Source organism: Paenibacillus sp. Y412MC10, assembly GCF_000024685.1.
In the GTDB taxonomy this organism is placed as follows: domain Bacteria; phylum Bacillota; class Bacilli; order Paenibacillales; family Paenibacillaceae; genus Paenibacillus_AQ; species Paenibacillus_AQ lautus_A.
The window spans coordinates 4,710,868-4,733,432 of the sequence record NC_013406.1 but is presented as its reverse complement, the minus strand read 5'-3'; the positions used below and the strand labels follow the sequence as shown (position 1 = coordinate 4,733,432).

At 51.6% G+C, this 22,565-nt stretch carries 18 protein-coding genes and 1 pseudogene; all 19 read left to right on the top strand.

Annotated features, from left to right (window positions below; all coding sequences use genetic code 11):
- Nucleotides 1-195: 195 nt before the first annotated feature.
- Nucleotides 196-1,653 carry a proline--tRNA ligase gene (proS, locus tag GYMC10_RS20495; protein ID WP_015736306.1) on the top strand — a complete coding sequence of 486 codons (1,458 nt, stop codon included), beginning with the start codon at nt 196-198 and terminating at the stop codon, nt 1,651-1,653.
- A gap of 250 nt (nt 1,654-1,903) precedes the next feature.
- A complete protein-coding gene (locus tag GYMC10_RS20490; protein ID WP_015736305.1) occupies nt 1,904-6,220 on the top strand; it encodes a PolC-type DNA polymerase III in 4,317 nt (1,438 codons plus the stop codon).
- A gap of 179 nt (nt 6,221-6,399) precedes the next feature.
- Nucleotides 6,400-6,861, top strand: a complete 462-nt coding sequence (gene rimP, locus GYMC10_RS20485; protein ID WP_009594781.1) for a ribosome maturation factor RimP — start codon at nt 6,400-6,402, stop codon at nt 6,859-6,861.
- Nucleotides 6,862-6,893: 32 nt separating this feature from the next.
- On the top strand, nt 6,894-7,991 hold the full coding sequence (gene nusA, locus GYMC10_RS20480; RefSeq protein ID WP_009594773.1) for a transcription termination factor NusA: 1,098 nt from the start codon (nt 6,894-6,896) through the stop codon (nt 7,989-7,991).
- A 25-nt stretch (nt 7,992-8,016) separates the two neighbouring features.
- Nucleotides 8,017-8,328 (top strand): RNase P modulator RnpM, encoded by a 312-nt coding sequence (gene rnpM, locus GYMC10_RS20475; protein WP_009594698.1) that lies wholly within the window; start codon nt 8,017-8,019, stop codon nt 8,326-8,328.
- A complete protein-coding gene (locus tag GYMC10_RS20470) occupies nt 8,321-8,644 on the top strand; it encodes a YlxQ family RNA-binding protein (RefSeq protein WP_175320809.1) in 324 nt (107 codons plus the stop codon). The genes rnpM and GYMC10_RS20470 overlap by 8 nt, the downstream gene beginning before the upstream one ends.
- Nucleotides 8,637-11,318 carry a translation initiation factor IF-2 gene (infB, locus tag GYMC10_RS20465; protein ID WP_015736303.1) on the top strand — a complete coding sequence of 894 codons (2,682 nt, stop codon included), beginning with the start codon at nt 8,637-8,639 and terminating at the stop codon, nt 11,316-11,318. The genes GYMC10_RS20470 and infB overlap by 8 nt, the downstream gene beginning before the upstream one ends.
- Nucleotides 11,319-11,337: 19 nt before the next feature.
- On the top strand, nt 11,338-11,691 hold the full coding sequence (rbfA, locus tag GYMC10_RS20460; protein ID WP_009594729.1) for a 30S ribosome-binding factor RbfA: 354 nt from the start codon (nt 11,338-11,340) through the stop codon (nt 11,689-11,691).
- Nucleotides 11,692-11,721: 30 nt separating this feature from the next.
- Entirely contained in the window at nt 11,722-12,699 is a 978-nt protein-coding gene (locus tag GYMC10_RS20455) for a DHH family phosphoesterase (RefSeq protein ID WP_015736302.1), read from the top strand.
- Nucleotides 12,696-13,607 (top strand): tRNA pseudouridine(55) synthase TruB, encoded by a 912-nt coding sequence (gene truB, locus GYMC10_RS20450; protein WP_015736301.1) that lies wholly within the window; start codon nt 12,696-12,698, stop codon nt 13,605-13,607. The genes GYMC10_RS20455 and truB overlap by 4 nt, the downstream gene beginning before the upstream one ends.
- Nucleotides 13,608-13,642: 35 nt before the next feature.
- Nucleotides 13,643-14,596: a bifunctional riboflavin kinase/FAD synthetase gene (locus GYMC10_RS20445; RefSeq protein WP_015736300.1), complete on the top strand. Its 954-nt coding sequence runs from the start codon at nt 13,643-13,645 to the stop codon at nt 14,594-14,596.
- A gap of 166 nt (nt 14,597-14,762) precedes the next feature.
- Nucleotides 14,763-15,032, top strand: a complete 270-nt coding sequence (gene rpsO, locus GYMC10_RS20440) for a 30S ribosomal protein S15 (RefSeq protein WP_006211281.1) — start codon at nt 14,763-14,765, stop codon at nt 15,030-15,032.
- Nucleotides 15,033-15,437: 405 nt separating this feature from the next.
- On the top strand, nt 15,438-17,543 hold the full coding sequence (pnp, locus tag GYMC10_RS20435; protein ID WP_015736299.1) for a polyribonucleotide nucleotidyltransferase: 2,106 nt from the start codon (nt 15,438-15,440) through the stop codon (nt 17,541-17,543).
- Between the two features lie 216 nt (nt 17,544-17,759).
- Nucleotides 17,760-18,752 (top strand): polysaccharide deacetylase family protein, encoded by a 993-nt coding sequence (locus GYMC10_RS20430; RefSeq protein ID WP_015736298.1) that lies wholly within the window; start codon nt 17,760-17,762, stop codon nt 18,750-18,752.
- Between the two features lie 94 nt (nt 18,753-18,846).
- The gene (locus tag GYMC10_RS20425) at nt 18,847-20,115 is read left to right on the top strand and encodes a M16 family metallopeptidase (protein ID WP_015736297.1); all 1,269 of its coding nucleotides are present in this window, start codon (nt 18,847-18,849) and stop codon (nt 20,113-20,115) included.
- Nucleotides 20,090-20,536 (top strand): dUTP diphosphatase, encoded by a 447-nt coding sequence (dut, locus tag GYMC10_RS20420; RefSeq protein ID WP_015736296.1) that lies wholly within the window; start codon nt 20,090-20,092, stop codon nt 20,534-20,536. Before GYMC10_RS20425 ends, dut begins: the two co-directional genes overlap by 26 nt.
- A 246-nt stretch (nt 20,537-20,782) precedes the next feature.
- On the top strand, nt 20,783-21,679 hold the full coding sequence (gene dpsA / locus GYMC10_RS20415; RefSeq protein WP_015736295.1) for a dipicolinate synthase subunit DpsA: 897 nt from the start codon (nt 20,783-20,785) through the stop codon (nt 21,677-21,679).
- Nucleotides 21,680-22,270, top strand: a complete 591-nt coding sequence (locus GYMC10_RS20410; protein ID WP_009594715.1) for a dipicolinate synthase subunit B — start codon at nt 21,680-21,682, stop codon at nt 22,268-22,270. It begins immediately after the preceding gene.
- Nucleotides 22,263-22,439, top strand: a pseudogene (locus GYMC10_RS20405) (Asd/ArgC dimerization domain-containing protein); the annotation flags it as partial. The gene GYMC10_RS20410 and the pseudogene GYMC10_RS20405, both read left to right, overlap by 8 nt.
- Nucleotides 22,440-22,565 lie beyond the last annotated feature (126 nt).

The window sequence follows — 22,565 nt, the reverse complement described above, 5'->3', positions numbered from 1 at the left end:
GCCGCGACGAAAGCCGTACCTTTTTCTATTGTTAGCAGAGTTTCACGCATAACGATATCCAGCATGGAGTTCTATAATACAGGGCGGGTTTTATAGCCGCGGCCCGTTCACACATATCGCCAATAACGTCCAGTCAAGCCGCCTGAATGAACGGCTTAGACCACGCGTTTTATTAATGGGAGGAACACGATTTATATGTCTAAGGAATCGAAGGATAAACAATTCGTGACGGAGATCACGCCGCAAGGAGAAGATTTCTCGCGCTGGTACATCGATGTCATCAAAAAAGCGGACTTGATGGATTATTCCCCAGTCCGGGGCTGCATCGTCTTTAAACCGGACGGTTATGAAATTTGGGAGCATATCCAAGCGGAGCTGGATCGGCGCTTTAAGGCAACGGGACATCGGAACGCTTATTTCCCGTTGTTCATTCCGGAGAGCTTTTTCCAGAAAGAGAAGGAGCATGTGGAAGGTTTCAATCCAGAGCTGCCATGGGTGACCGAAGCGGCGGGCGAGAAGCTTGAAGAGCGTCTGGCTATTCGTCCGACTTCCGAAACGATGTTCGGGCATATGTATTCCAAATGGATTCAATCCTATCGTGATCTTCCTGTGCTGATCAATCAGTGGGCCAACGTGGTGCGCTGGGAGAAACGCACGCTGCCGTTCCTCCGCACCAGCGAGTTTTTATGGCAAGAGGGTCATACCGCTCATGAAACGGAAGCGGAAGCAAGAGGGGAAACCATGCAAATGCTCGATATCTATCAGCAATTCGTAGAGGACTATCTCGCGATTCCGGTGATCAAGGGGCAGAAGACGCCTTCGGAGAAATTCGCGGGTGCCGTGGACACGTTCTCCATCGAAGCGATGATGAAAGACGGTCGGGCTGTACAAGCAGGCACATCACACTACATGGGTACCAACTTCTCGCAAGCTTTCGATATTCAATATTTGAACCGTGAAAATACGCTGGAATACGCACATACGACTTCCTGGGGAGTCAGCACGCGTCTTATCGGTTCCTTGATCATGGTCCATGGGGACGACCGGGGCTTGGTGCTTCCTCCAAAAGTTGCGCCGACTCAAGTAATCATGATTCCAATCGGGCCTCCGAAGACGAGAGACGCCGTCGTGGGCCGTACGGACGAGCTGTTCCGTGAACTGAAATCCGCCGGGATCCGCGTACGGGTGGACGACAATCCGGATGTGCGTCCAGGCTGGAAATTCAATGAGTACGAAATGCGCGGTGTTCCGGTTCGTCTGGAGATCGGGCCTCGTGATATGGAGAATGGCGTCTGCGTGCTCGTTTCCCGCATTACGGGCGAGAAGAAGGTTGTGGAGCAGGCCAACCTGATCCAGGAAGTGCAGAGCATGCTGGAACAGGTGCATCAGGAAATGTACGAGCGTGCGAAGCAGTTCCGCGAGGATCATTTCTATTCGGTGGAGACGCTGGACGAAATGAAGGACAGCATGGAGGACAAGCGCGGGTTTACCTTGGCAGGATGGTGCGGTTCGGAAGCTTGCGAAGACACCGTGAAGCAAGAAACCGGCGCGACGAGCAGAAACATTCCGTTTGAACCGGCCGAGAACAAAACGAAGTGTCTCGTATGCGGCGAGGATGCGAAGCATACGGTGCTGTTCGCGAGAGCGTACTAGGAATTCGATATTATGAGTTTCCGACTTGCATGACGAAGGGCAATTTTTCGTCCGCGTCGGGGATTCATCATCTGGAGTAAGCTTCCGGATGGCAGTATGACGGACGCTCTCTTTCTCGGGGCAGGACGATGGAGTGCTGCCGGCGGAAGCTTTATTCTGTTTTTTATCCGCTAAACGCGGTCTGTCTTCTGTGGATGTAGGTCGATAGAAGTTTTTCTTACAGCTTTATGTTATGCAGGGGGAGGGAACCATGGGCACGACTGAAGATAAAAGGAAGCGATTTGAACTGCTGATCAAGCAGGGAGAAGTTCCGGCCAATCTGGTGGAACCCTATTTTTTAGACGGTGTGATTGAACAAGTAGAGACCAGCAGGAACAGCAAGGACTGGAGGATAACCGTTCAGAAGGAGACCTTGGTCCCGGCCGAAGTTTATCGTACATTTTGCCTGAGAATTCAGGAGAAGATGGGACATATCGCAAAGATCAAATTTGTGTTCCGGTATGGAAGCGGCGTTCCGGAGGCCGATATCGTGCAGGAGTATTGGGGCTTGTTTCTGGAGTGGGCACACCGGGAGATTCCATCGGTCAATGGCTGGATGACAAGGGCGAAACACGAGGTGGAAGACGGGCAGGTCCTTCTCTCCATGTCGGATGGCATGTCGCTTGAACTTGCCCGCAAGAAACAGATCGATGCCGCCATAACCCGATTCTTCGGGCAGTACTTCGATCTGACACTGCGCGTGAAGATGCAGGTCGGCGATAACGGCCAGGCCGCTTACGAGGAGTTCGAGCAGAGGAAGCGCGAGGAAGAGCGCGAGGTTATCGAACAGATCATGAGCAGCATGGAAGCGGAGCTGGATGCCGAGGACGAGGAAGAAGGCGACGTTCGGCTGCAGGTCGGATATGATATCAAGGATCAGCCGGTTTCGATCCAGGAGATCCAGGACGAAGAGAAGAAAATTACGATCCAGGGTACCATTTTCGGGTTGGACCGCAAGGAGCTCCGAAACGGCAGCACGCTGTTTACCTTCAACTTAACCGATTTCAGCGATTCCTTGCAGATGAAGATGTTTGGCAAAACGAAGGATGACTTGAAGGTCCTGAGCCTTCTTGAGAATGGCAAATGGGTGAAGGCACGCGGACGCGTGGAATATGACCGGTTTATGCAGGTGCCGGAGCTGGTCATGATTCCGTCCGACCTCAATGAAGTCAAGGCGCCCCCTTCCCGCAAGGATAACGCTGCCGAGAAGCGGGTGGAATTCCATCTCCATACCACTATGAGCACGATGGATGCGGTCACGCCGATCGACCGGTACATCAAAACCGCGGCCGCCTGGGGACATAAAGCGATTGCCGTAAGTGATCACGGCGGCGTGCAGTGTTATCCTGACGCAGCCAAGAACGCCAAGAAACACGGAATCAAAATGATGTACGGCATCGAGGCCAATGTCGTGAATGATGCCGTCAACATCGTGGAACAGGCACAGCCGATTGAGCTGAGCAGCGCGACTTACGTGGTATTCGATATTGAAACCACGGGGTTGTCCATCACCGCGAACAAGATCATCGAGCTTGCAGCCGTGAAGATGCACGAAGGCAAGGAGATTGGCCGGTACGCCACGTTTGTTAATCCGCACGAGCGAATTCCGTACCATATCCAGCAATTGACGAACATCAATGACGATATGGTCAAGGATGCTCCTGAACTGGAGCCGGTACTGAAGGAATTTGTTGAATTCGTCGGCGATGGCGTGCTCGTGGCTCACAACGCGCGGTTTGACATGGGGTTCATTCAGGCAGCACTCAAGAATGCAGGCATGGACACGCTGGAGAATCCGTATTTGGATACGCTGGAGCTGGCCCGACTGGTGCATCCGGGACTTAAGAATCACCGCCTTAACACATTGGCGGATAAGTACAAGGTGCTGCTGGAAAGCCATCACCGCGCGATCGACGATACAATTGCGCTGGCGGGAATCCTGAACGGGCTCCTCAGCGACGTAGACAAAACCAAAGGCGTGAAGATGCTGGACCGTCTTAATGATTACGTGGGCATGGACCTGTCCAATACCCGTCCGTTCCATTGCGGGATTTACGCTTTGAACATGACGGGCAAGAAGAATCTGTACAAACTGGTCTCCATGTCGCATACCGAATATTTCAAGCGGGTGCCCTGCATCCCGAAATCCAAGCTCCAAGAGATGCGGGACGGGCTGCTGGTGCTGTCCGGCTGCGAAAAAGGGGAATTCTTCGAAACGGTGCTGAACAAGACGGAGGAGGAAGCCGAAGAGATTGCAGGCTTTTACGACGTTCTGGAAATCCAGCCGTTGACGATGTATATGCATTTGGTGGACAAAGGCCTGGTAGGCAGTCCCGAAGAGATCAAAACCGCGATTTCCAAAGTCGTGCGCATCGGGGAAAAGCTGAACAAGCCGGTCATCGCTACAGGGAATGTGCACTATCTGGAACCGCGGGACAAGCTGTTCCGGGACATCACCATCCATGGCATTACCGGCTTCAGCCCGCTCAAGGATATGCGCAAGCCAGACGCGCATTTTCGGACTACGGAAGAGATGCTGCAAGAGTTCGAGTTTTTGGGTCAGGACAAATGCTATGAAGTCGTGGTAACGAACACAAGCGAATTGGCCGACCGTTTTGAAGATTTGGAGCTGTTCCCGGATAAGCTGTTTACGCCGATCCTGGAGGGGGCCGACGAAGAAATCCGCAACACCTGCTACGACACGGCCAAGTCGATCTATGGGGAGAACCTGCCCGAGGTCGTTGTGGCCCGGTTGGAGAAAGAGCTGGAGCCGATTATTAGATACGGCTTCTCCGCGAACTATCTGATTTCCGAGAAGCTGGTGAAAAAATCGAATCGGGACGGCTATTTGGTTGGTTCCCGGGGTTCCGTTGGCTCCTCCGTCGTTGCGACGTTCCTCGGCATATCCGAGGTTAACCCGCTGCCAGCGCATTACATTTGCTTGAACAGCGACTGCAAGCACAGCGAATGGTTCCTGGACGGCAGCGTGCCGAGCGGATTCGACTTGCCGGACAAGGCTTGTCCGGAATGCGGAAACATGATGAAGGGCGAAGGACAGGATATCCCGTTCGAAACCTTCCTGGGCTTCAAAGGGGATAAGGTTCCCGATATCGATTTGAACTTCTCCGGCGAATATCAACCGCATGCCCATAATTTCACCAAGGAGATGTTCGGCGAGAAGAACGTATTCCGTGCCGGTACCATCGGCACCGTGGCGGAGAAGACGGCGTTCGGCTTTGCCAAGAAATACGAGGAGCACAACAACAAGCGCTGGCGGGGCGCGGAATTAAACCGGCTGGCGTCAGGCTGTACCGGCGTCAAGCGCAGCACGGGCCAGCATCCCGGCGGTATTGTCGTTGTGCCGGACTACATCGAGGTTGAAGAGATAACGCCTGTGCAGTACCCTGCCGATGATGTCAACGCGGAGTGGAAAACGACGCATTTCGATTATCATGCCTTTGAAGCGAATTTGCTCAAGCTGGATATTCTCGGACACGATGATCCGACGATGATGAGAATGCTCCAGGATTTGACCGGGGTGGACCCAACGACCATCCCGATGAACGATCCGAAAGTAATGAGCATGTTCAACTCAACGGAAGCGCTGGGCGTGAAGCCGGAGCAAATACGCTCGCCGGTGGCCACCTTCGGCGTGCCGGAGATGGGGACCAAGTTCGTGCGTCAGATGCTGGTGGAGTCGCAGCCGTCGAGTTTTGCTGACCTTTTGCAAATCTCGGGACTTTCACATGGAACCGGCGTATGGCTCGGCAACGCACAAGAGCTCATCAAGAATGGAACCTGCAACATCAAAACCGTTATCGGTTGCCGCGATGACATCATGCTGTTCCTGATTTACAAGGCCGGCATGGACGCCAGCCTCGCGTTTAAGATTACGGAAAGCGTGCGTAAAGGCCGGGGGTTGTCCCAGGAATGGATCGACGAGATGAAGAAATGCAAAGTGCCGCAGTGGTACATTGATTCCTGTCTCAAAATCCAGTACATGTTCCCGAAAGCCCACGCCGCCGCATATGTTATTTCAGCGGTGCGAACGGCTTACTTCAAGCTGTATTATCCGATTGAATACTACGCAACCTACTTCTCGGTCCGCGCCGAGGATTTTGATATCGAATTATGCTGTCAGGGTTATGAGGCGATCTATCGCCGGATTGAAGAGATCGAGCAGCTCGGCTTCGGAGCGAGTCCGAAGGAAAAAGGCATGCTGCCGATTCTGGAGATGGCGCTGGAAATGACGGCAAGGGGCTTCTCATTCAAGAACATCGATTTGTATCAATCCGACGCCTTGAGATTCAAGGTGGATGGCGACTCGCTCATTCCGCCGTTCTCTGCGCTTGCGGGAATCGGCGATAACGCCGCCCGCAACATAGCCGCCGCGCGTGAATTCGGAGAATTCCTCTCCATCGAGGATTTCCAGCAAAAATCGAAGGCAAGCAAAACCGCCGTGGAGCTGTTGACCCAAATGGGATGCTTCCGCGGTCTGCCGGAGAGCAACCAGTTGTCATTGTTCTGATTCTTGTCATTCTTTCATGGCCGTGACGCCTTGACAGTCAAGGAGTCATACTTGTCACTATTACCAGACTATGTTATAATTTTTTTGGTAATCATGGAGATAAAACCGTTGTGTAAAGAGTGGGGCAACCCACTCTTTACTCTTTGGTATATAGGAAATCAACTTGGAGGTTATGTTCTTTGAGCACATCAAAGATTAAAACGACTGTGGAAGAAATGGTGCAGCCGTATTTGGACGAACACGGCTTTGAACTGGTAGATGTGGAATACGTTAAGGAAGGAAGCAACTGGTTCTTGCGCGTGTTTGTTGATAAGGACGGCGGCATTGACATTGACGATTGCGGTTTAATCAGTGAACACCTGAGCCAGAAGCTGGACGAGAACGATCCGATTCCGACGGCTTATTTTCTTGAAGTCTCTTCTCCTGGCGCGGAACGTCCCCTGAAGAAAAAAGAGGATGTTGCGAAGTCAGTCGGCAAGAACGTGTTTGTTACGGTATACGAGCCGATTAACGGGTTGAAGGAGTTTGAAGGCAAGCTGGAATCCTTTGATAACGAGGAGCTGGTCATTCAGACCGCGAAGAAGCAGCACGTGATTCCATATGCAAAAGTAGCCAGTGCCAGATTGGCCATCATTTTTTAAACGGAAGTTTTGAAAGGGGGAACCGATTTTCAATGAGTATGGATTTTATTGAAGCGATGAATGAGTTGGAAAGAGAGAAGGGCATCAGCAAGGATGTGCTGTTTGAAGCCATTGAAGCGGCACTGATCTCAAGTTACAAGCGCAATTTCAACACGGCGCAAAATGTACGGGTAGACATGAATCGCAACACGGGTGTTATCAAGGTGTTCGCACGGAAGCTGATCGTGGACGAGGTTCTGGATCCGCGCACTGAAATTTCGCTGCATGCCGCACGTGAGATCAATCCGCATTTTCAGATCGAAGATATAGCGGAAATCGAGGTTACGCCGCGTGATTTCGGACGGATCGCCGCTCAAACGGCAAAGCAGGTTGTTACCCAGCGCATTAGAGAAGCCGAACGCGGCCTGATCTACAGCGCTTTTATTGACAAGGAAGACGATATCGTTACGGGTACGCTGCAGCGTCAGGATTTGCGCAACATCTATATCGACCTTGGCAAGATCGAAGCGGCGCTGCCGCTTACTGAGCTTATGCCTAACGAGAAGTTCAAGCATGGCGACCGGATCAAAGCGTACATTACGAAGGTTGAGAACACAACCAAAGGGCCGCAGATTATGCTGTCCCGTACGCATCCGGGCCTTTTGAAGCGCCTGTTCGAGCTGGAAGTGCCGGAAATTTTCGACGGCGTCGTGGAAATTCGCTCGGTTGCGCGCGAAGCAGGATTCCGCTCCAAAATTGCGGTGTATTCCCGCAACGATGAAGTCGATCCGGTCGGCTCTTGCGTAGGGCCTAAGGGATTGCGCGTACAAACGATTGTCAATGAGCTTCGCGGCGAAAAAATCGACATCGTGCGTTATTCCGACCAGGTCGAAGAATACGTGGCCAATGCGCTGAGCCCATCCAAAGTGCTTGAAGTCCAAGTATTTGAAGATGAGAAGATGGCGCGCGTAATCGTTCCGGATTACCAACTCTCGCTGGCGATAGGGATCAAAGGCCAGAATGCTCGTCTCGCGGCGAAGCTGACCGGCTGGAAGATTGATATTAAGAGCGAAAGTCAGGCGGAGCAGGAATTTGGCAGACCGAAGTCCCAATCAGGTGAAATGCACCAGGATTCCGTCTCTGTCGATTAATTCCAAATGACGGGGGGTTGTCGTCTTGAAACAGAGAAAGATACCGCTGCGTAAATGTGTGGCGTGTCAGGAAATGATGCCGAAGAAAGAGCTCATCCGGATTGTCAGGACTCCCGATGACGCTGTCCTGATCGATCTCACCGGCAAAAAGTCGGGACGGGGAGCGTATCTATGCGGCAAGGTTTCCTGCTTCAAGCTGGCACACAAAAATAAAGCACTGGATCGAGCGTTGAAACAACATGTGAAGCCTGAGATCTATGAACAGTTGGCACAGGATTTCATCAAGGTTGAGGATGAATTCCTGGCTGCAAAAGAGAGTGCTGCCGATGATGAATAGGGCGCTTTCTCAGCTCGGCCTGGCCATGAGGGCAGGCAAGGTGGTTACCGGAGATGAGATCGTGCTCAAAGCCATCCGGTCTTCTGAAGCAAAATTGGTTATTCTGGCGGGTGACGCCTCAGATAATACAACAAAGAAGTTCCGCGACAAATGCGGTTCTTACAATATCCCTCTGGTAATCGGATTTGACCGGGAAAGTCTGGGCACAAGTGTAGGTAAACCCGAGCGGGTTGTGCTGGCAGTTACGGATCAAGGATTCGCAGAAATGATCTCCAAGAAAATGGAGACAATGTCGGAGGTGGAGTATATTGAGTAAACAGGAAAACAAAGACAATAAACTTCGAGTGTACGAATATGCTAAATCGTTGAACATGAGCAGTAAAGAAATTATCACGATACTTAAGCGTTTGAACGTTCCGGTCAATAACCACATGAGCGTAATGGAAAACGATACGGTGTCCAAGGTAGAGCAGTTCTTCAAAGATATCAAATCGAATGCGGCAGCTAAGCGGGACAGTGGCGACGCTCCCCGAACCGAGAACCGCAAACCTTCGGGTTCCGGAGCGAATGCAGCCGCATCCGTATCCCAAGCTAAAACAGAAGGCACTTCCACTAACGTGAATGCAGACGGCAACCGTAATGGGCAGGACGGTATGCGTCATTCAGGACAACGAGTATCAGGACAACAAGGTCAAAGCCAGCCCAAAAAACAACAGGAAAAGCAGGTAGGTATGAATAGTAGAACGAATTCAAACACACAACAAGCTTCAGGTTCCCAGCGTCCCCAAGGAGGGCAGGATACCCGAAGAAACCAATCTGGCTCCGCACAAGGAAGCCAGCAGAATAATCGCAGCCAAGGCTCCAGACCGGGCGGCAGCACGCAGACCGGATCCCGTCCACAAGGCGGAGGTCAAGGCGGCGGGCGTCCGCAAGGCAATAATCAGGGCGGATCGCGTCCGCAAGGCAATAATCAAGGAGGAACGCGTCCGCAGGGCGGCAACAACCCAGGCGGAGCGCGTCCTCAGAGCAAGCCGGGTGGAACCGGAGGCGGATTCTCAGGATCCAATAACAGTAACGGCCAGAACCGCGGTTCCAGAAACAACAATAACAATCGTTCAGACTCCAAGCGTTTTGATGACAACCGTCAGGGAGGATTCCGTGGCAACAATCGCGGTGGCAAGAATAACCGCGGCCGGAATCAACATAATCAGCAGCCGCCTCGTGAGAAAATCGACAACACGCCGAAGAAAATTATCGTCCGTGGCAACATGACCGTCGGTGAAACGGCGAAGCTGCTTCATAAGGACGCTTCCGAAGTCATCAAGAAGCTGATTTTCCTCGGCGTGATGGCCACCATCAACCAGGAGCTGGATATCGATACGATTCTATTGCTCGCTGGCGAATTCGGTGTAGAAGTCGAAGTGAAAATTCCGGTAGAGGAAGATCGTTTTGAGACCGTTGAAGAAAACGATGCTCCGGAAGAACTGAAAGAGCGTCCACCGGTTGTTACGATTATGGGTCACGTTGACCACGGTAAAACGACGCTGCTGGATGCGATCCGTTCCACGAACGTATCTAGTGGCGAAGCTGGCGGGATTACGCAGCATATCGGTGCTTACCAAGTCGAGATCAACAACAAGAAGATTACGTTCCTGGATACACCGGGCCACGAAGCGTTTACGGCCATGCGTGCCCGTGGTGCACAAGTAACGGATATGACGATCATCGTGGTTGCGGCTGACGACGGCGTGATGCCACAGACGGTCGAAGCGATTAACCATGCTAAAGCGGCAGGTTTGCCGATCATCGTTGCCGTGAACAAAATCGATAAGCCGGACGCTAACCCGGATAAAGTGAAACAAGAATTGACGGAATACGAGTTAGTGCCTGAAGAATGGGGCGGAGATACCATCTTTGTTAACGTTTCGGCGAAACAGCGGATGGGTCTGGAAGACTTGCTTGAAATGATCCTTCTGGTAGCAGAAGTGAATGAATATAAAGCAAACCCTGATAAACGCGCGCGCGGTACCGTGATTGAAGCTGAGCTTGATAAAGGCAGAGGACCGGTAGCACGCATCCTCGTTCAGCATGGTACGTTGAAAGTGGGCGACGCCTTCGTAGCCGGCAACTGCTTTGGACGTATTCGCGCCATGGTGAACGATAAAGGCCGTCGTTTAAAAGAAGCCGGACCATCAACGCCGGTCGAAATTACCGGTTTGACTGAAGTTCCGGGCGCCGGCGATCCGTTCATGGTGTTTGAGGATGAGCGTAAAGCGCGTAATATCGCGGATAAGCGTGCGATTACCCATCGTCAATCCGAATTGAACACGAATACGCGGGTGACGCTGGATGATCTCTTCCAGCACATTAAAGACGGCGAGATCAAGGATCTTAACGTTATTATCAAAGGTGACGTGCAAGGTTCCGTCGAGGCGCTGAAAGGCTCCTTGAACAAAATCGAAGTGGAAGGCGTTCGTGTCAAGATTATCCATAGCGGTGCCGGTGCCATCACCGAATCCGATATTATTTTGGCAGCTGCCTCCAACGCGATCGTAATCGGGTTTAACGTTCGTCCTGACGTTCAAGCGAAGCAAACCGCCGAGCAGGAGAAGGTTGATATCCGTCTGCACCGTGTAATATATAATGTAATCGAGGAAATTGAGCAAGCTATGAAGGGGATGCTCGATCCGGAGTATAAAGAATCCGTGATCGGTCATGCGGAAGTCCGCAACACCTTTAAAGTGAGCAAAGTGGGTACGATTGCAGGATGTATGGTGACATCCGGTAAAATTACGCGTAACGCAGAAGCTCGCTTGATCCGTGACGGCATTGTCGTTCATGAAGGCAAGATCGATTCCCTCAAGCGCTTTAAAGATGACGCTAAAGAAGTGGCACAGGGTTACGAGTGCGGTATTACCTTGGTAGGCTATAGCGACGTCAAAGAAGGGGACGTAATCGAAGCCTTCATCATGGAGACGGTAGAGCGCTAACGAATGAGGTGATCAGACCATGGCAAAAATCAGAACTGGGCGCGTAGGCGAGCAGATTAAAAAAGAGCTCAGCCAACTGATCCAAACGGAATTGAAAGACCCGAGAATCGGTTTTATTACCGTGACCGGCGTGGATGTAACTAACGATCTGTCCCAAGCGAAGGTATACCTGAGCGTGCTCGGGGACGACGAGCAGAAGGCGGCTTCCTTGAAAGGGCTGGAGAAGGCAAGCGGCTTTCTCCGTTCTGAGCTGGGCAAGCGGATTCGTCTCCGGCATGTTCCGGAGCTGATCTTCAAATTCGACGATTCCATTGCGTATGGCAGCCATATTGAGAAGCTGCTGACCGAAATCGTGGATCGCGAAGAGAAATAGAGTAGTTTTTGTTTATAAAGGAGAGGGCGAATGCAGACCTATGAACAAGAGCTGCAGCAGGTGAAATCGTTTCTGCTGGAGCACGATGATTATTTGGTTGTGTCGCATGTTCAGCCCGATGGAGATGCAGTCAGTTCCACCCTTGCGGTGGGCTGGCTTCTCTCATGTCTGGGCAAGAAATTCACGATGATCAACGAAGGGCCCATCCCGAAGCGTATGAAAAATCTGTGGCATGCAGAAGAGATTCTCAATCTGTCCGAACAGCAGCCGGGAAGGACGTTTTCAAACGTCATTTGCGTGGATTGCGCGGATTTTGCGAGAGTAGGTTATACGCAGCAGGTGTTTGCCGATCATGCAAGCATCGTTAATATTGACCATCATCCAACGAATGATCGTTACGGAGCCGTTAACCTGGTTGTGCCCGAGGCGGCTGCAACCGCAGAAATCCTTTATGATTTGCTGAATTTGTTTGAAATCGATTGGGATGCCGAAATCGCTACTGCGATTTATACCGGATTGTTAACGGATACTGGCGGTTTTCGTTATTCCAATACGTCGCCCAAGGTCATGAGCATGGCTTCCGATCTGTTATCCTATGGTGTGAACGGCCCTGAAATTGCGGAAACGCTGCTGGAGGAAATGACGCTGCCGCAGATGAAGGTGCTGGTTCAGGCGTTAAACACGTTGAGTCTGTCGGATGACGGTAAAATAGCCTGGGTGTACGTAACCCCCGAGCATATGGAACTATGCGGTGCCGTTAGCGAGGATCTTGAAGGGATCGTCAATTATCCCCGAAACATTCAGGGAGTCGAAGTCGGGATTCTGTTCAAATCGCTGAAATCTGGAATGGTCAAGGCGAGTTTGCGTTCAGCCGGCAAAGTGGATGTTGCCGCATTGGCCCAAATTTTTGGCGGCGGTGGCCATGTCCGGGCGGCAGGGTGCAGCATGGAAGGCTCCCTTCAAGACATCATCCCTAAAGTAGTAGAGCAGGTGAGATTAAAGCTATGACGCAATTAGAAGGCATCTTGGCCGTTCACAAACCGGCCGGATGGACCTCCCACGATGTGGTAGCCAAAGTTCGGGGAATGGTTCGTTTGAAGCGGATTGGACATACCGGGACGCTGGACCCTGAAGTGACGGGCGTGCTTCCGTTATGCTTGGGGAGAGCCACGCGGGTCGTCGAATATCTGCAGGAGCTGCCTAAAGAGTATCATGCGGTCCTCCGCCTTGGATACTCGACCGATACCGAGGATATTACCGGGAATGTGGTGGAGACTGCGGATGAAGTCCGCGTGACCAGAGACGAGGCGCTTGAAGCGCTGCAATCTTTTAGAGGCCAGATCTCTCAGGTTCCTCCTATGTACTCCGCCGTCAAAATCAACGGCAAACGATTGTACGAGCTTGCCAGAGAAGGCAAGACGGTGGAGCGCAAAAGCCGTACCGTAACGATTCATGAAATCGAGATGACGGACTTTGATGCGGAAGGGGAGTATACGGAAATTTCTTTCCGTGTACTGTGCTCCAAAGGTACATACATCCGCACGCTTTGTGTGGATATCGGGAGGAAGCTCGGCCTGCCGTCCGTCATGGTTAAGCTGGTACGTACGATATCGGCGGGAATCACCGAGGCGCAGTGCTTGACACTAGAGCAAATTGAGCAGTTCATGAAGGATGAAACGCTGCAAACCCGGCTTATTCCGGTGGATCAGGCGATTCATCATCTAGCAAAGCATACGGTTTCCGAAGAGAAGGCGGAGGCCGCGCTGAAGGGGCAACGTTTGTCCTCCAGGGCGGTAGAACCGGCCGTCGACAGTTCGGAGCCTATCCGTTTGTACGATATAAAGGAAAACTTTCTGGGCATCTATAAGCGTCAGGAAGAGACGGGCGCTATCGTTCCCGTGAAAGTATTTTCCTAAGCATGACTGGATTTAGTGAGTGGAGGTGAGAAATCATGAGGATTGTTTCATTATCTTATCCTGTATCTTCCGACATCGTACGAGAAGCTGCCGAGCCCAAGGTAGCGGCAATCGGCCAGTTCGACGGTCTTCACCTGGGACATGCCAGCGTGCTTTCGACCGCTGTCAACATTGCTCGGGAGAATGGAGTGCCGGCCGCGCTCATTACCTTCTATCCGCATCCGAAGGACGTGATCGGTAAGGGGAGCTATGAAGGCTATCTGACACCCCAGCCTGACAAGCAGCAGCTGCTCGAGCAGATGGGCATCGATATTCTGTACGTCGTCGAGTTCAATAAAGAATTTTCCCAAGTAAGTCCGGAAGCGTTTGTTGAAGAAATGCTCTTTCCCTTAAATCTTCAAACGGCGGTAGTCGGATTTGATTTCCGGTTCGGCCATAAAGGCGCAGGAGACGCAGTTAAACTTCAGGAACTCGGCGAAGGCAAAATGTCGGTCGTTACGGTACCGCCATTCCTGGTCGATGGCGAGAAGGTAGGAAGTTCATCCATACGGATTGCCTTAAAAACTGGACAGCTGTCGGACGCAAACCGCTGGCTCGGACGGAATTACCACATCCGGGGTACGGTCGTTCACGGGGAGAAGCGGGGAAGAAAGATCGGTTTCCCTACCGCGAACCTGGAATTGACGGACCCGTTCGTGGCGCCTGCATTGGGCGTCTATGCCGTCCGTGCCCGCACGGATAAGCATTACGACTGGATACCGGGCGTCATGAACGTCGGCGTGAAGCCGACGTTCCACGAAGGGATTACTGAACCGATCTTCGAGGTCCATCTGTTTGATTTCGAAGGGGATCTGTACGACCAGATCATGACGGTGGATATCGTTCAATATATCCGCAAGGAGCATAAATTCGAATCGGTTCAGGAGCTTGTGGAATGGATTCAGCGGGATGCCGTCGAGGCCCGCAAAATATTGAATGTCAGCGAATAAAACGTTTTGGGACAAATTGTTCGCAAACGGATTTTCTTTTTCAGGTAAAGTATGCTATACTCTTAGAGGTTGCCCGAGGATCGGGCAATTCTAACCTTGGCTTGGATGTTCGATCTCACCGTCGGTACCTGGGCCAACGGCGATTATAATGAGGGAGGTGAACAGGATGGCATTGACTCAAGAACGTAAACAACAACTGATTGACGAGCACAAAACTCATGAGTCCGATACAGGATCCCCAGAGGTGCAAATCGCTATCCTAACGGAAAACATTACGAACTTGACTGACCACTTGCGTACGCACAAGAAGGATCATCATTCCCGTCGCGGATTGTTGAAAATGGTCGGCCAACGCCGTAAGTTGCTTGCATACTTGAAAAACAAGGATGTTAAACGTTACAGTGCTTTGATCGAGAAGCTTGGATTGCGTCGCTAATCATCCATAAGATGTGCCGAAAACAGCCTGGTTGTCCACTGTCCTTCTTGGAACGACAGCGGCACAGCCGGGCTCTTTTCTAAGTATTGTACAATTTACCGTTACGAAAGCTTCCCCACAAAGTACTGCGTACGCTTCATAGCCTAAACTCCACTTTGTGGGGTTATCTTAATATAGATTCTTGATAGATGGTAGGCGTGGTCTGTTCGCTAATTTTCACTTCATGGTATAACCGGGGCAATCTATACGGAGAATGTTTTCTATACGGTTCGGGTTGTTCCTGTACATAGGTTCGTGATATTCGACCGCTTCGATGACTCTGGTTAGGAAATGTGGACAGCGTTTGGCAAAAACATGCTGATGATTAGGATTTCAAAAAAATTTATCCCCATGAGGAGGGATTACATGGAAACACGTGTTGAAATGCAGCTTGGCGGAAGACCCCTCGTGTTCGAAACAGGGCGCCTTGCGAAGCAGGCTAATGCGGCTGTTATGGTTCGTTACGGCGAAACGGCAGTCCTGTGTACGGTGACGGCTTCCAGTGAACCGAAGGATCTGGATTTCTTTCCATTGACGGTCAACTATGAGGAGCGCTTGTACGCAGTCGGTAAAATTCCGGGTGGATTCATCAAACGCGAAGGCAGACCAAGCGAGAAGGCGATTCTTGCCAGCCGTCTGACAGACCGTCCGATTCGTCCGCTGTTTCCGGAAGGATTCCGGAATGACGTTCAAGTTCTGAATCTGGTGATGAGCGTTGATCAGGATTGCGAGCCGGAAATTGCGGCCATGATCGGTACCTCCGCTGCCTTGAGCATCTCGGACGTGCCTTTTAACGGTCCGATCGGCGGCGTCGCGGTGGGTCGCGTTGACGGCAACTTTGTCGTGAACCCGAACATTGCGGAACAGGAAGCAAGCGATATTTATCTGGTCGTCGCCGGCACCAAAGATGCGATCATGATGGTCGAGGCCGAAGCGAACGAAGTTCCTGAGGAAGTCATGCTGGAAGCGATCATGTTCGGGCATGAGGAAATCAAGAAAATCGTAGCCAAGATCGAAGAGCTGGTGGCAGCTTGCGGCAAAGAGAAAATGGCGGTTAAGCTTCATGCGGTCAATGAAACCGTGAATCGCGAAGTGCGCGAATTTGCGGAAGCCCGTCTTGTTGAAGCCGTTCGCATTGAGGAGAAACACGCTCGCCAAGATGCGATTGACGCTATCAACGACGAAGCATACACCGTGTTCGAAGAGAAATACATCGAGACACCCGAGTTGTTGAAGGATGTTAAAGAGGTCCTTCACGATATCGTGAAAGAAGAAGTTCGCCGTTTGATCACGCACGATAAAGTTCGTCCGGACGGCCGCGGTCTGTCTGAGATCCGTCCTATCGATTGCGATACCAGCCTGCTGCCTAGAACGCATGGCTCCGGTCTGTTTACGCGTGGACAAACCCAGGCTCTTAGCGTATGTACACTAGGTGCTCTAGGCGATGTACAGATTCTCGATGGAATCGATCTGGAAGAGACCAAGCGCTTCATGCACCATTATAACTTCCCGCCGTTCAGCGTTGGGGAAGCGCGTCCGCTTCGCGCTCCGGGCCGTCGTGAAATCGGTCACGGTGCACTGGGTGAACGTGCATTGTCGAAGGTCATTCCGAATGAAGTGGATTTCCCGTACACGATTCGCCTCGTGTCCGAGGTGATTGAATCGAACGGTTCGACATCCCAAGCTAGCATTTGCGCAAGCACGCTTGCCATGATGGACGCAGGGGTGCCGATCAAAGCGCCTGTAGCCGGCGTGGCGATGGGCTTGATTAAAGACGGAGACCACGTTTCCATCTTGACGGACATTCAAGGGATGGAAGACCATCTCGGCGACATGGACTTCAAAGTGGCAGGTACGCCTGACGGGGTTACCGCCATTCAGATGGATATCAAGATCGACGGCATCGACCGCGCGATTTTGCAGGAAGCGCTGCAGCAGGCAAAAGAAGGACGCATGCACATCCTTGGAAAAATGGCGGAAGCCATTCAAAAACCAAGAGAAACGCTGTCCCAATATGCGCCTAAGATCATTACGATGCAGATCAACCCGGATAAAATCCGCGATGTTATCGGGGCCGGCGGCAAAATCATCAACAAAATCATCGAAGAGACCGGCGTGAAGATCGATATCGAACAAGACGGCCGCGTATTCATCGCATCGTCCAACGATGAGATGAACAAGAAGGCTCTTTCGATTATCGAAGGCATCGTGCGTGAGGTGGCTGTTGGCGAAATCTATACAGGTACTGTAAAACGGATTGAGAAATTCGGTGCATTTGTTGAAATCCTGCCTAACAAAGACGGGCTTGTGCATATCTCCCAACTCTCGACTGAGCGCGTAGCGAAGGTAGAGGACGTGGTTGCAATCGGTGACGTCATTACCGTGAAAGTTACCGAAATCGACCAGCAGGGACGGATTAACCTGTCTCGCAAAGCCGTGTTGACAACCGAAGCCAGCAAGAGCGGATCTTAATTCGCGCTTGCAGGTTTAACCGCATATCGATAGAAGGAAAAGAGGCAGAACCTATCATTCTGGCTCTTTTTTGCTCATCAGACGCCGGACTTCCTATGTTCTTGCTTCGGAATAAGCATCGGGTCAGGCTTTCACGGCTTAAGGCCTCATGTTTCGGTACATATTTCCGTCAGATCGCACATAAAATGGGACAAAGCTTCTCTAGGGAGGATGGATATGCCCATGAATGGAAAAAAGATGGCCGTGCTGCTGACCGGTGCCGCAATGGTGTCGGCTGTTGCTGTGTTCAGCGGGGCTTGGAAATACGTATCGGGGCTGGAGAACAAACCGGAGGCGCATCTCGTCAGTGGTTCAGAGACGGCAGTGGATCTGGATTTATTGGGTCAAATTGAAGCCGCTGCGGCTAAATCGCGTATCGAGCCGGTGGATGCCAGGGTGGACTCGGTGTGGAAAGCGATTCCCGGATACAATGGACTCGAAGTCGATATCGAAGCTACATATCAAGCAGCATCGTCGAAGAAACGTAAAGCCGGCGATGCCATTCCCTATGTTTACCGGCAGATACCGGCTAAAGTCACGCTCGATGATCTGGGGGAACAACCGATCTATCGAGGGAACCCCAACAAGCCGATGGTATCGATGATGATTAACGTGGCGTGGGGGAATGAATTTCTGGTGCCGATGCTGAATACGCTCGATGCGGAGAAGGTGAAAACTACGTTTTTCCTGGATGGCAGCTGGCTGAAGAAAAACCCGGAGCTGGCCGCCGAGATCGTGAAACGAGGCCATGAGGTGGAGAATCATGCCTTTACGCATCCGAACATGAGCCGTCTCAGCAGGGAACGGGCGGAGATGGAAATCGCAAAGACGCAGGATCTGCTTAAAGAAAGCCTGGGCGTAGTAAATAAGTGGTTTGCACCGCCTTCCGGCGATTTCAATCAGCAGACCGTATCCATCGCGCATGCAAGAGGATTGAAGACGGTGCTGTGGACGCTTGACACGGTCGACTGGAAGCATCCGGCGCCGGATGCCGTCGTCCAGAAAATTACGTCGAAGGTGGAGCCGGGATTTTTGATATTGATGCATCCAACGGACTCCTCTTCCCAAGCATTAAAAGGAATGATTGACGGAATACGGGCCAAGGGACTGGAGATCGGGACCGTCAGCCAGACGCTTTCACCGGAGCGAATCATGCCAAAGGGAAGTTGAGCCGCATGGTAAAGTTTGATAGAATGAATGGATGGCATGAGGCTGATTGTCAGCCGAAGTGAGCCTTTGATGGAACAGTTAGGGGGGCCTATTCGTGAAAAAAATACAATTGTCTAACGGCCTGAGAGTGGTTATGGAGCAAATCCCGACAAGTCGTTCGGTTTCATTCGGCATTTGGGTGAAAACCGGATCCCGCAATGAATCGGAAGACATCAACGGGATTACGCATTTTATAGAGCATATGATGTTCAAAGGGACGGAGCGCTTTGACGCCCGTGCCATTGCTGAAGAATTTGATGCCATCGGCGGTAACGTCAACGCTTTTACGTCCAAGGAATATACGTGTTATTATGCCAAGGTGCTGGATGAGCATTTTCCTATTGCCGTTGACGTGCTGTCCGATATGTTCTTCAATTCGAAGCTGGATCCGGGCGAGTTAGCCAAGGAGAAGAATGTCATTCTTGAAGAGATTGCGATGTATGAAGATACGCCGGATGATCTGGTTCATGATCTAATGTCGTTGTCAGTGTACGGTGACCACCCGCTTGCTTATCCGATTCTCGGCACGAAGGAGCGGCTGGAATCGATGGATTCGCAAGCGCTGAGATCCTACATGGACCGGCACTATACCATTGAGAATACGGTGATTGCCCTGGCCGGCAACATCAATGATGAAGTGATTGCGTTATTGGAGCGCCATTTTGGCGGCTTTGCTAACCATGGAACGTCAGAGCCGCTGGCGGTACCGGCCTTTTTGGACGGCGTGCAGTTCCGCAAGAAGAAAACGGAGCAGAATCATATCTGCATGTCGTTTCCCGGCTGCTCGATCGGCGACGAGCTTCAGTATGCGATGGTTTTGCTGAATAACGCCATTGGCGGCGGCATGAGCTCACGCTTGTTTCAGGAAATTCGGGAGAAGCGCGGGCTGGCGTACTCGGTATATTCATACCACAGTTCCCACGCGGATAACGGCATGTTTACCATCTATGCAGGCACTGCGCCCAAACAGACAAAAGAAGTGCTTCAGCTGACCACGGAAATGCTTCATGATTTGGCACAGAACGGGATGACGGAGGAAGAGCTGCGCAAAGGAAAGGAACAATTGAAGGGCAGTCTCATCCTAAGTCTGGAGAGCACGAGCAGCCGCATGAATCGCTTGGGCAAGAACGAATTGATGCTGGGCCGCCATTTCAGTCTGGACGAGATCATTAAACGGATCGAACAGGTCGACATGAAGGATGTCAACGCCGTTCTTGACCGTATGTTTGGGACTCCATATGCACTAGCGATGGTAGGAACTTCGGATAAAGCACTGAATGTACTTAGGAGGAATGAATTTGTTGCACTACGTTCAAATCAATAGATTGCCAGGAAATGAAGATGTGAAACTTCCGGTGAAAATGTCCGAGCTGGCCGCGGGTTTCGACCTGCACGCTGCCGTTCAAGAGCCGGTGGTGCTAAACCCGGGTGAACGCAAATTAATCCCGACCGGTTTTGCGATTGCCATGCCGGCCGAGCTTGAGGCGCAAATCCGTCCGCGCAGCGGTCTTGCCTACAAACATGGCATTACTTGCCTGAATGCTCCGGGTACGATTGACGCCGATTATCGCGGGGAAGTCAAGGTGCTGCTTGTCAATTTGGGACAGGAGCCTTTTGCGATTGAGCGTAATGAGCGGATTGCCCAAATGGTGTTCAAATCCGTGCCTGCCGTAGAATTTACGGAAGTTGACGAACTGTCCGATACGGTACGCGGGGCGGGCGGATTCGGTCATACCGGCAAATAAACCATACCATGGAAGCTTAAAGGTATCATCAGGATCATGATATCAGCATGAACACCGCTCCGGTTGAAACGGAGCGGTGTTTTTTTTCGTTGGTCTTCAAGCAGGATGGACATGGAGCCGGACTTATCTCTCCTAACGTTATTTACTGCGTTAAGGCGGTAGTTTAAGGGAAATGCGCTCACCTCCCCATAGGCGGCAGCATAAGATGCTTTATACGTTGGTTTGAAGAAAGGAGCGAGGCCTTCCATGCTGACTGGAGTCCGGACCGTCTTTGTTGGAGGAGACGCAAGGCAAATTGAAGTGATTCGCAAATGCGCTGAGATGGATGCCTCCGTCATGATCGCCGGGTTTGAGAAACTGCAGGATTCTTTTCAGGGAGTGACTCGCGAGCCGCTTACGCCAGAGCTGTTATCGGACGCCGATGCTCTGATCCTGCCTGTAGTGGGATGTGATGATGAGGGACGTGTCAGCGCGCTATTCTCGGAAGGGCCGCTGCGACTGCAGGAAGAACATATCGCGGCGATGCCCGGACATGGAGTGATCTATACAGGCATGGCGAAACCCTATTTGCGCTCGCTATGTGACAAATATAAGATCAAGCTGGTAGAGATATTGGAGAGGGACGATGTGGCTATTTATAATTCCATTCCGACCGCCGAAGGCGCACTCATGATGGCGATCCAAAACACGGATTTTACGATCCACGGATCTACAAGCATGGTGCTCGGCATGGGACGGACCGGATTTACAATGGCTCGCAGCCTGCAGGGACTGGGTGCCAAAATTCGGATGGGGGTACGTAAATCGGAGCACTACGCAAGAGCTGAGGAAATGGGCTGGAAGCCCTTCCTGGTAAGGGATCTGGGTTCTTATGTGTCGGATATTGACTTGCTTTTTAACACGATTCCAACTATGATAGTCACAGCACAAATCATCTCGAAAATGCCTCGGGAGGCTGTCATTATTGACCTTGCCTCCGCACCCGGCGGATGCGATTTTCGCTATGCCGAGAAACGGGGTATCAAAGCCATGCTCGCACCCGGACTACCCGGAATCGTGGCTCCAAAAACAGCCGGCATCATCATGGCCAACACGCTGGTGGAGCTGATTTCTGAAGAAATCAAGATTCGGGGGGATGCGTAAATGAATTGGAATGGAATTACAGTGGGTTATGCCCTGACAGGATCGCACTGCACACTCGAAGAAGTGATGCCGCAGATCCAGCGATTCAAAGACGGGGGAGCGAATGTGGTGCCGATTGTATCGAGCACCATTATGACGACCGATACCCGATTCGGCACATCGGAAAATTGGCAGAAACAGTTGAAAGATATAACCGGGAATGATATTATTTCTACAATTGTGGAGGCGGAACCGCTGGGCCCATCCAAGCTGCTTGACGTCCTGGTTATCGCCCCTTGCACGGGAAACACGACCAGTAAGCTGGCCAACGCGATGACTGACAGTCCTGTCTTAATGGCAGCCAAGGCGCAGATGAGAAATTGCAGACCGCTGGTGCTGGCGATCTCAACGAATGACGGCCTTGGACTGAATGCGGCCAATATCGCGAAGCTGCTGGTTACCAAAAACATATATTTCGTCCCTTACGGACAGGATAATCCGCAGCAGAAACCGAACTCGCTGGTCGCCAAAATGAATCTGATTCCGGAAGCTTGTTATGCGGCATTGGAAGGGAAACAGCTCCAGCCGATGATCGTTGAATATTCTCGATAAATTTACAGAGAACGGTTATACCCTGGAAGAAATGAAGATGGTCCGCGAGACCAAAAAAATGATGGGCGACGAATCCATTGAAGTGACGGCTGCTAGTGTACGCATCCCGGTCGTTAACGGGCATTCGAAATCCATGTACGTTGAATTCAAGAAGGACTATGATCTGGAGTTCATCGCTAGATCATCTTCTGAAGGGTGCAGCATGGAAATGCTGTGCTAATCGCAGAAATCATCATCAACAACGGAACGGCCAGGCTTAATAGCCGGCCGTTTCAGTCGGTCGGCCCGCAATTTA

What these genes read in the sequence shown, in the direction of transcription:
- truB (WP_015736301.1), top strand. Translation starts at nt 12,696, where the DNA reads ATGACGCAATTAGAAGGCATCTTGGCCGTTCACAAACCGGCCGGATGG.
- GYMC10_RS20445 (WP_015736300.1), top strand. Translation starts at nt 13,643, where the DNA reads ATGAGGATTGTTTCATTATCTTATCCTGTATCTTCCGACATCGTACGA.
- GYMC10_RS20455 (WP_015736302.1), top strand. Translation starts at nt 11,722, where the DNA reads ATGCAGACCTATGAACAAGAGCTGCAGCAGGTGAAATCGTTTCTGCTG.
- proS (WP_015736306.1), top strand. Translation starts at nt 196, where the DNA reads ATGTCTAAGGAATCGAAGGATAAACAATTCGTGACGGAGATCACGCCG.
- rpsO (WP_006211281.1), top strand. Translation starts at nt 14,763, where the DNA reads ATGGCATTGACTCAAGAACGTAAACAACAACTGATTGACGAGCACAAA.
- pnp (WP_015736299.1), top strand. Translation starts at nt 15,438, where the DNA reads ATGGAAACACGTGTTGAAATGCAGCTTGGCGGAAGACCCCTCGTGTTC.
- rbfA (WP_009594729.1), top strand. Translation starts at nt 11,338, where the DNA reads ATGGCAAAAATCAGAACTGGGCGCGTAGGCGAGCAGATTAAAAAAGAG.
- GYMC10_RS20410 (WP_009594715.1), top strand. Translation starts at nt 21,680, where the DNA reads ATGAATTGGAATGGAATTACAGTGGGTTATGCCCTGACAGGATCGCAC.
- GYMC10_RS20430 (WP_015736298.1), top strand. Translation starts at nt 17,760, where the DNA reads ATGCCCATGAATGGAAAAAAGATGGCCGTGCTGCTGACCGGTGCCGCA.
- GYMC10_RS20470 (WP_175320809.1), top strand. Translation starts at nt 8,321, where the DNA reads ATGAATAGGGCGCTTTCTCAGCTCGGCCTGGCCATGAGGGCAGGCAAG.
- nusA (WP_009594773.1), top strand. Translation starts at nt 6,894, where the DNA reads ATGAGTATGGATTTTATTGAAGCGATGAATGAGTTGGAAAGAGAGAAG.
- dpsA (WP_015736295.1), top strand. Translation starts at nt 20,783, where the DNA reads ATGCTGACTGGAGTCCGGACCGTCTTTGTTGGAGGAGACGCAAGGCAA.
- GYMC10_RS20490 (WP_015736305.1), top strand. Translation starts at nt 1,904, where the DNA reads ATGGGCACGACTGAAGATAAAAGGAAGCGATTTGAACTGCTGATCAAG.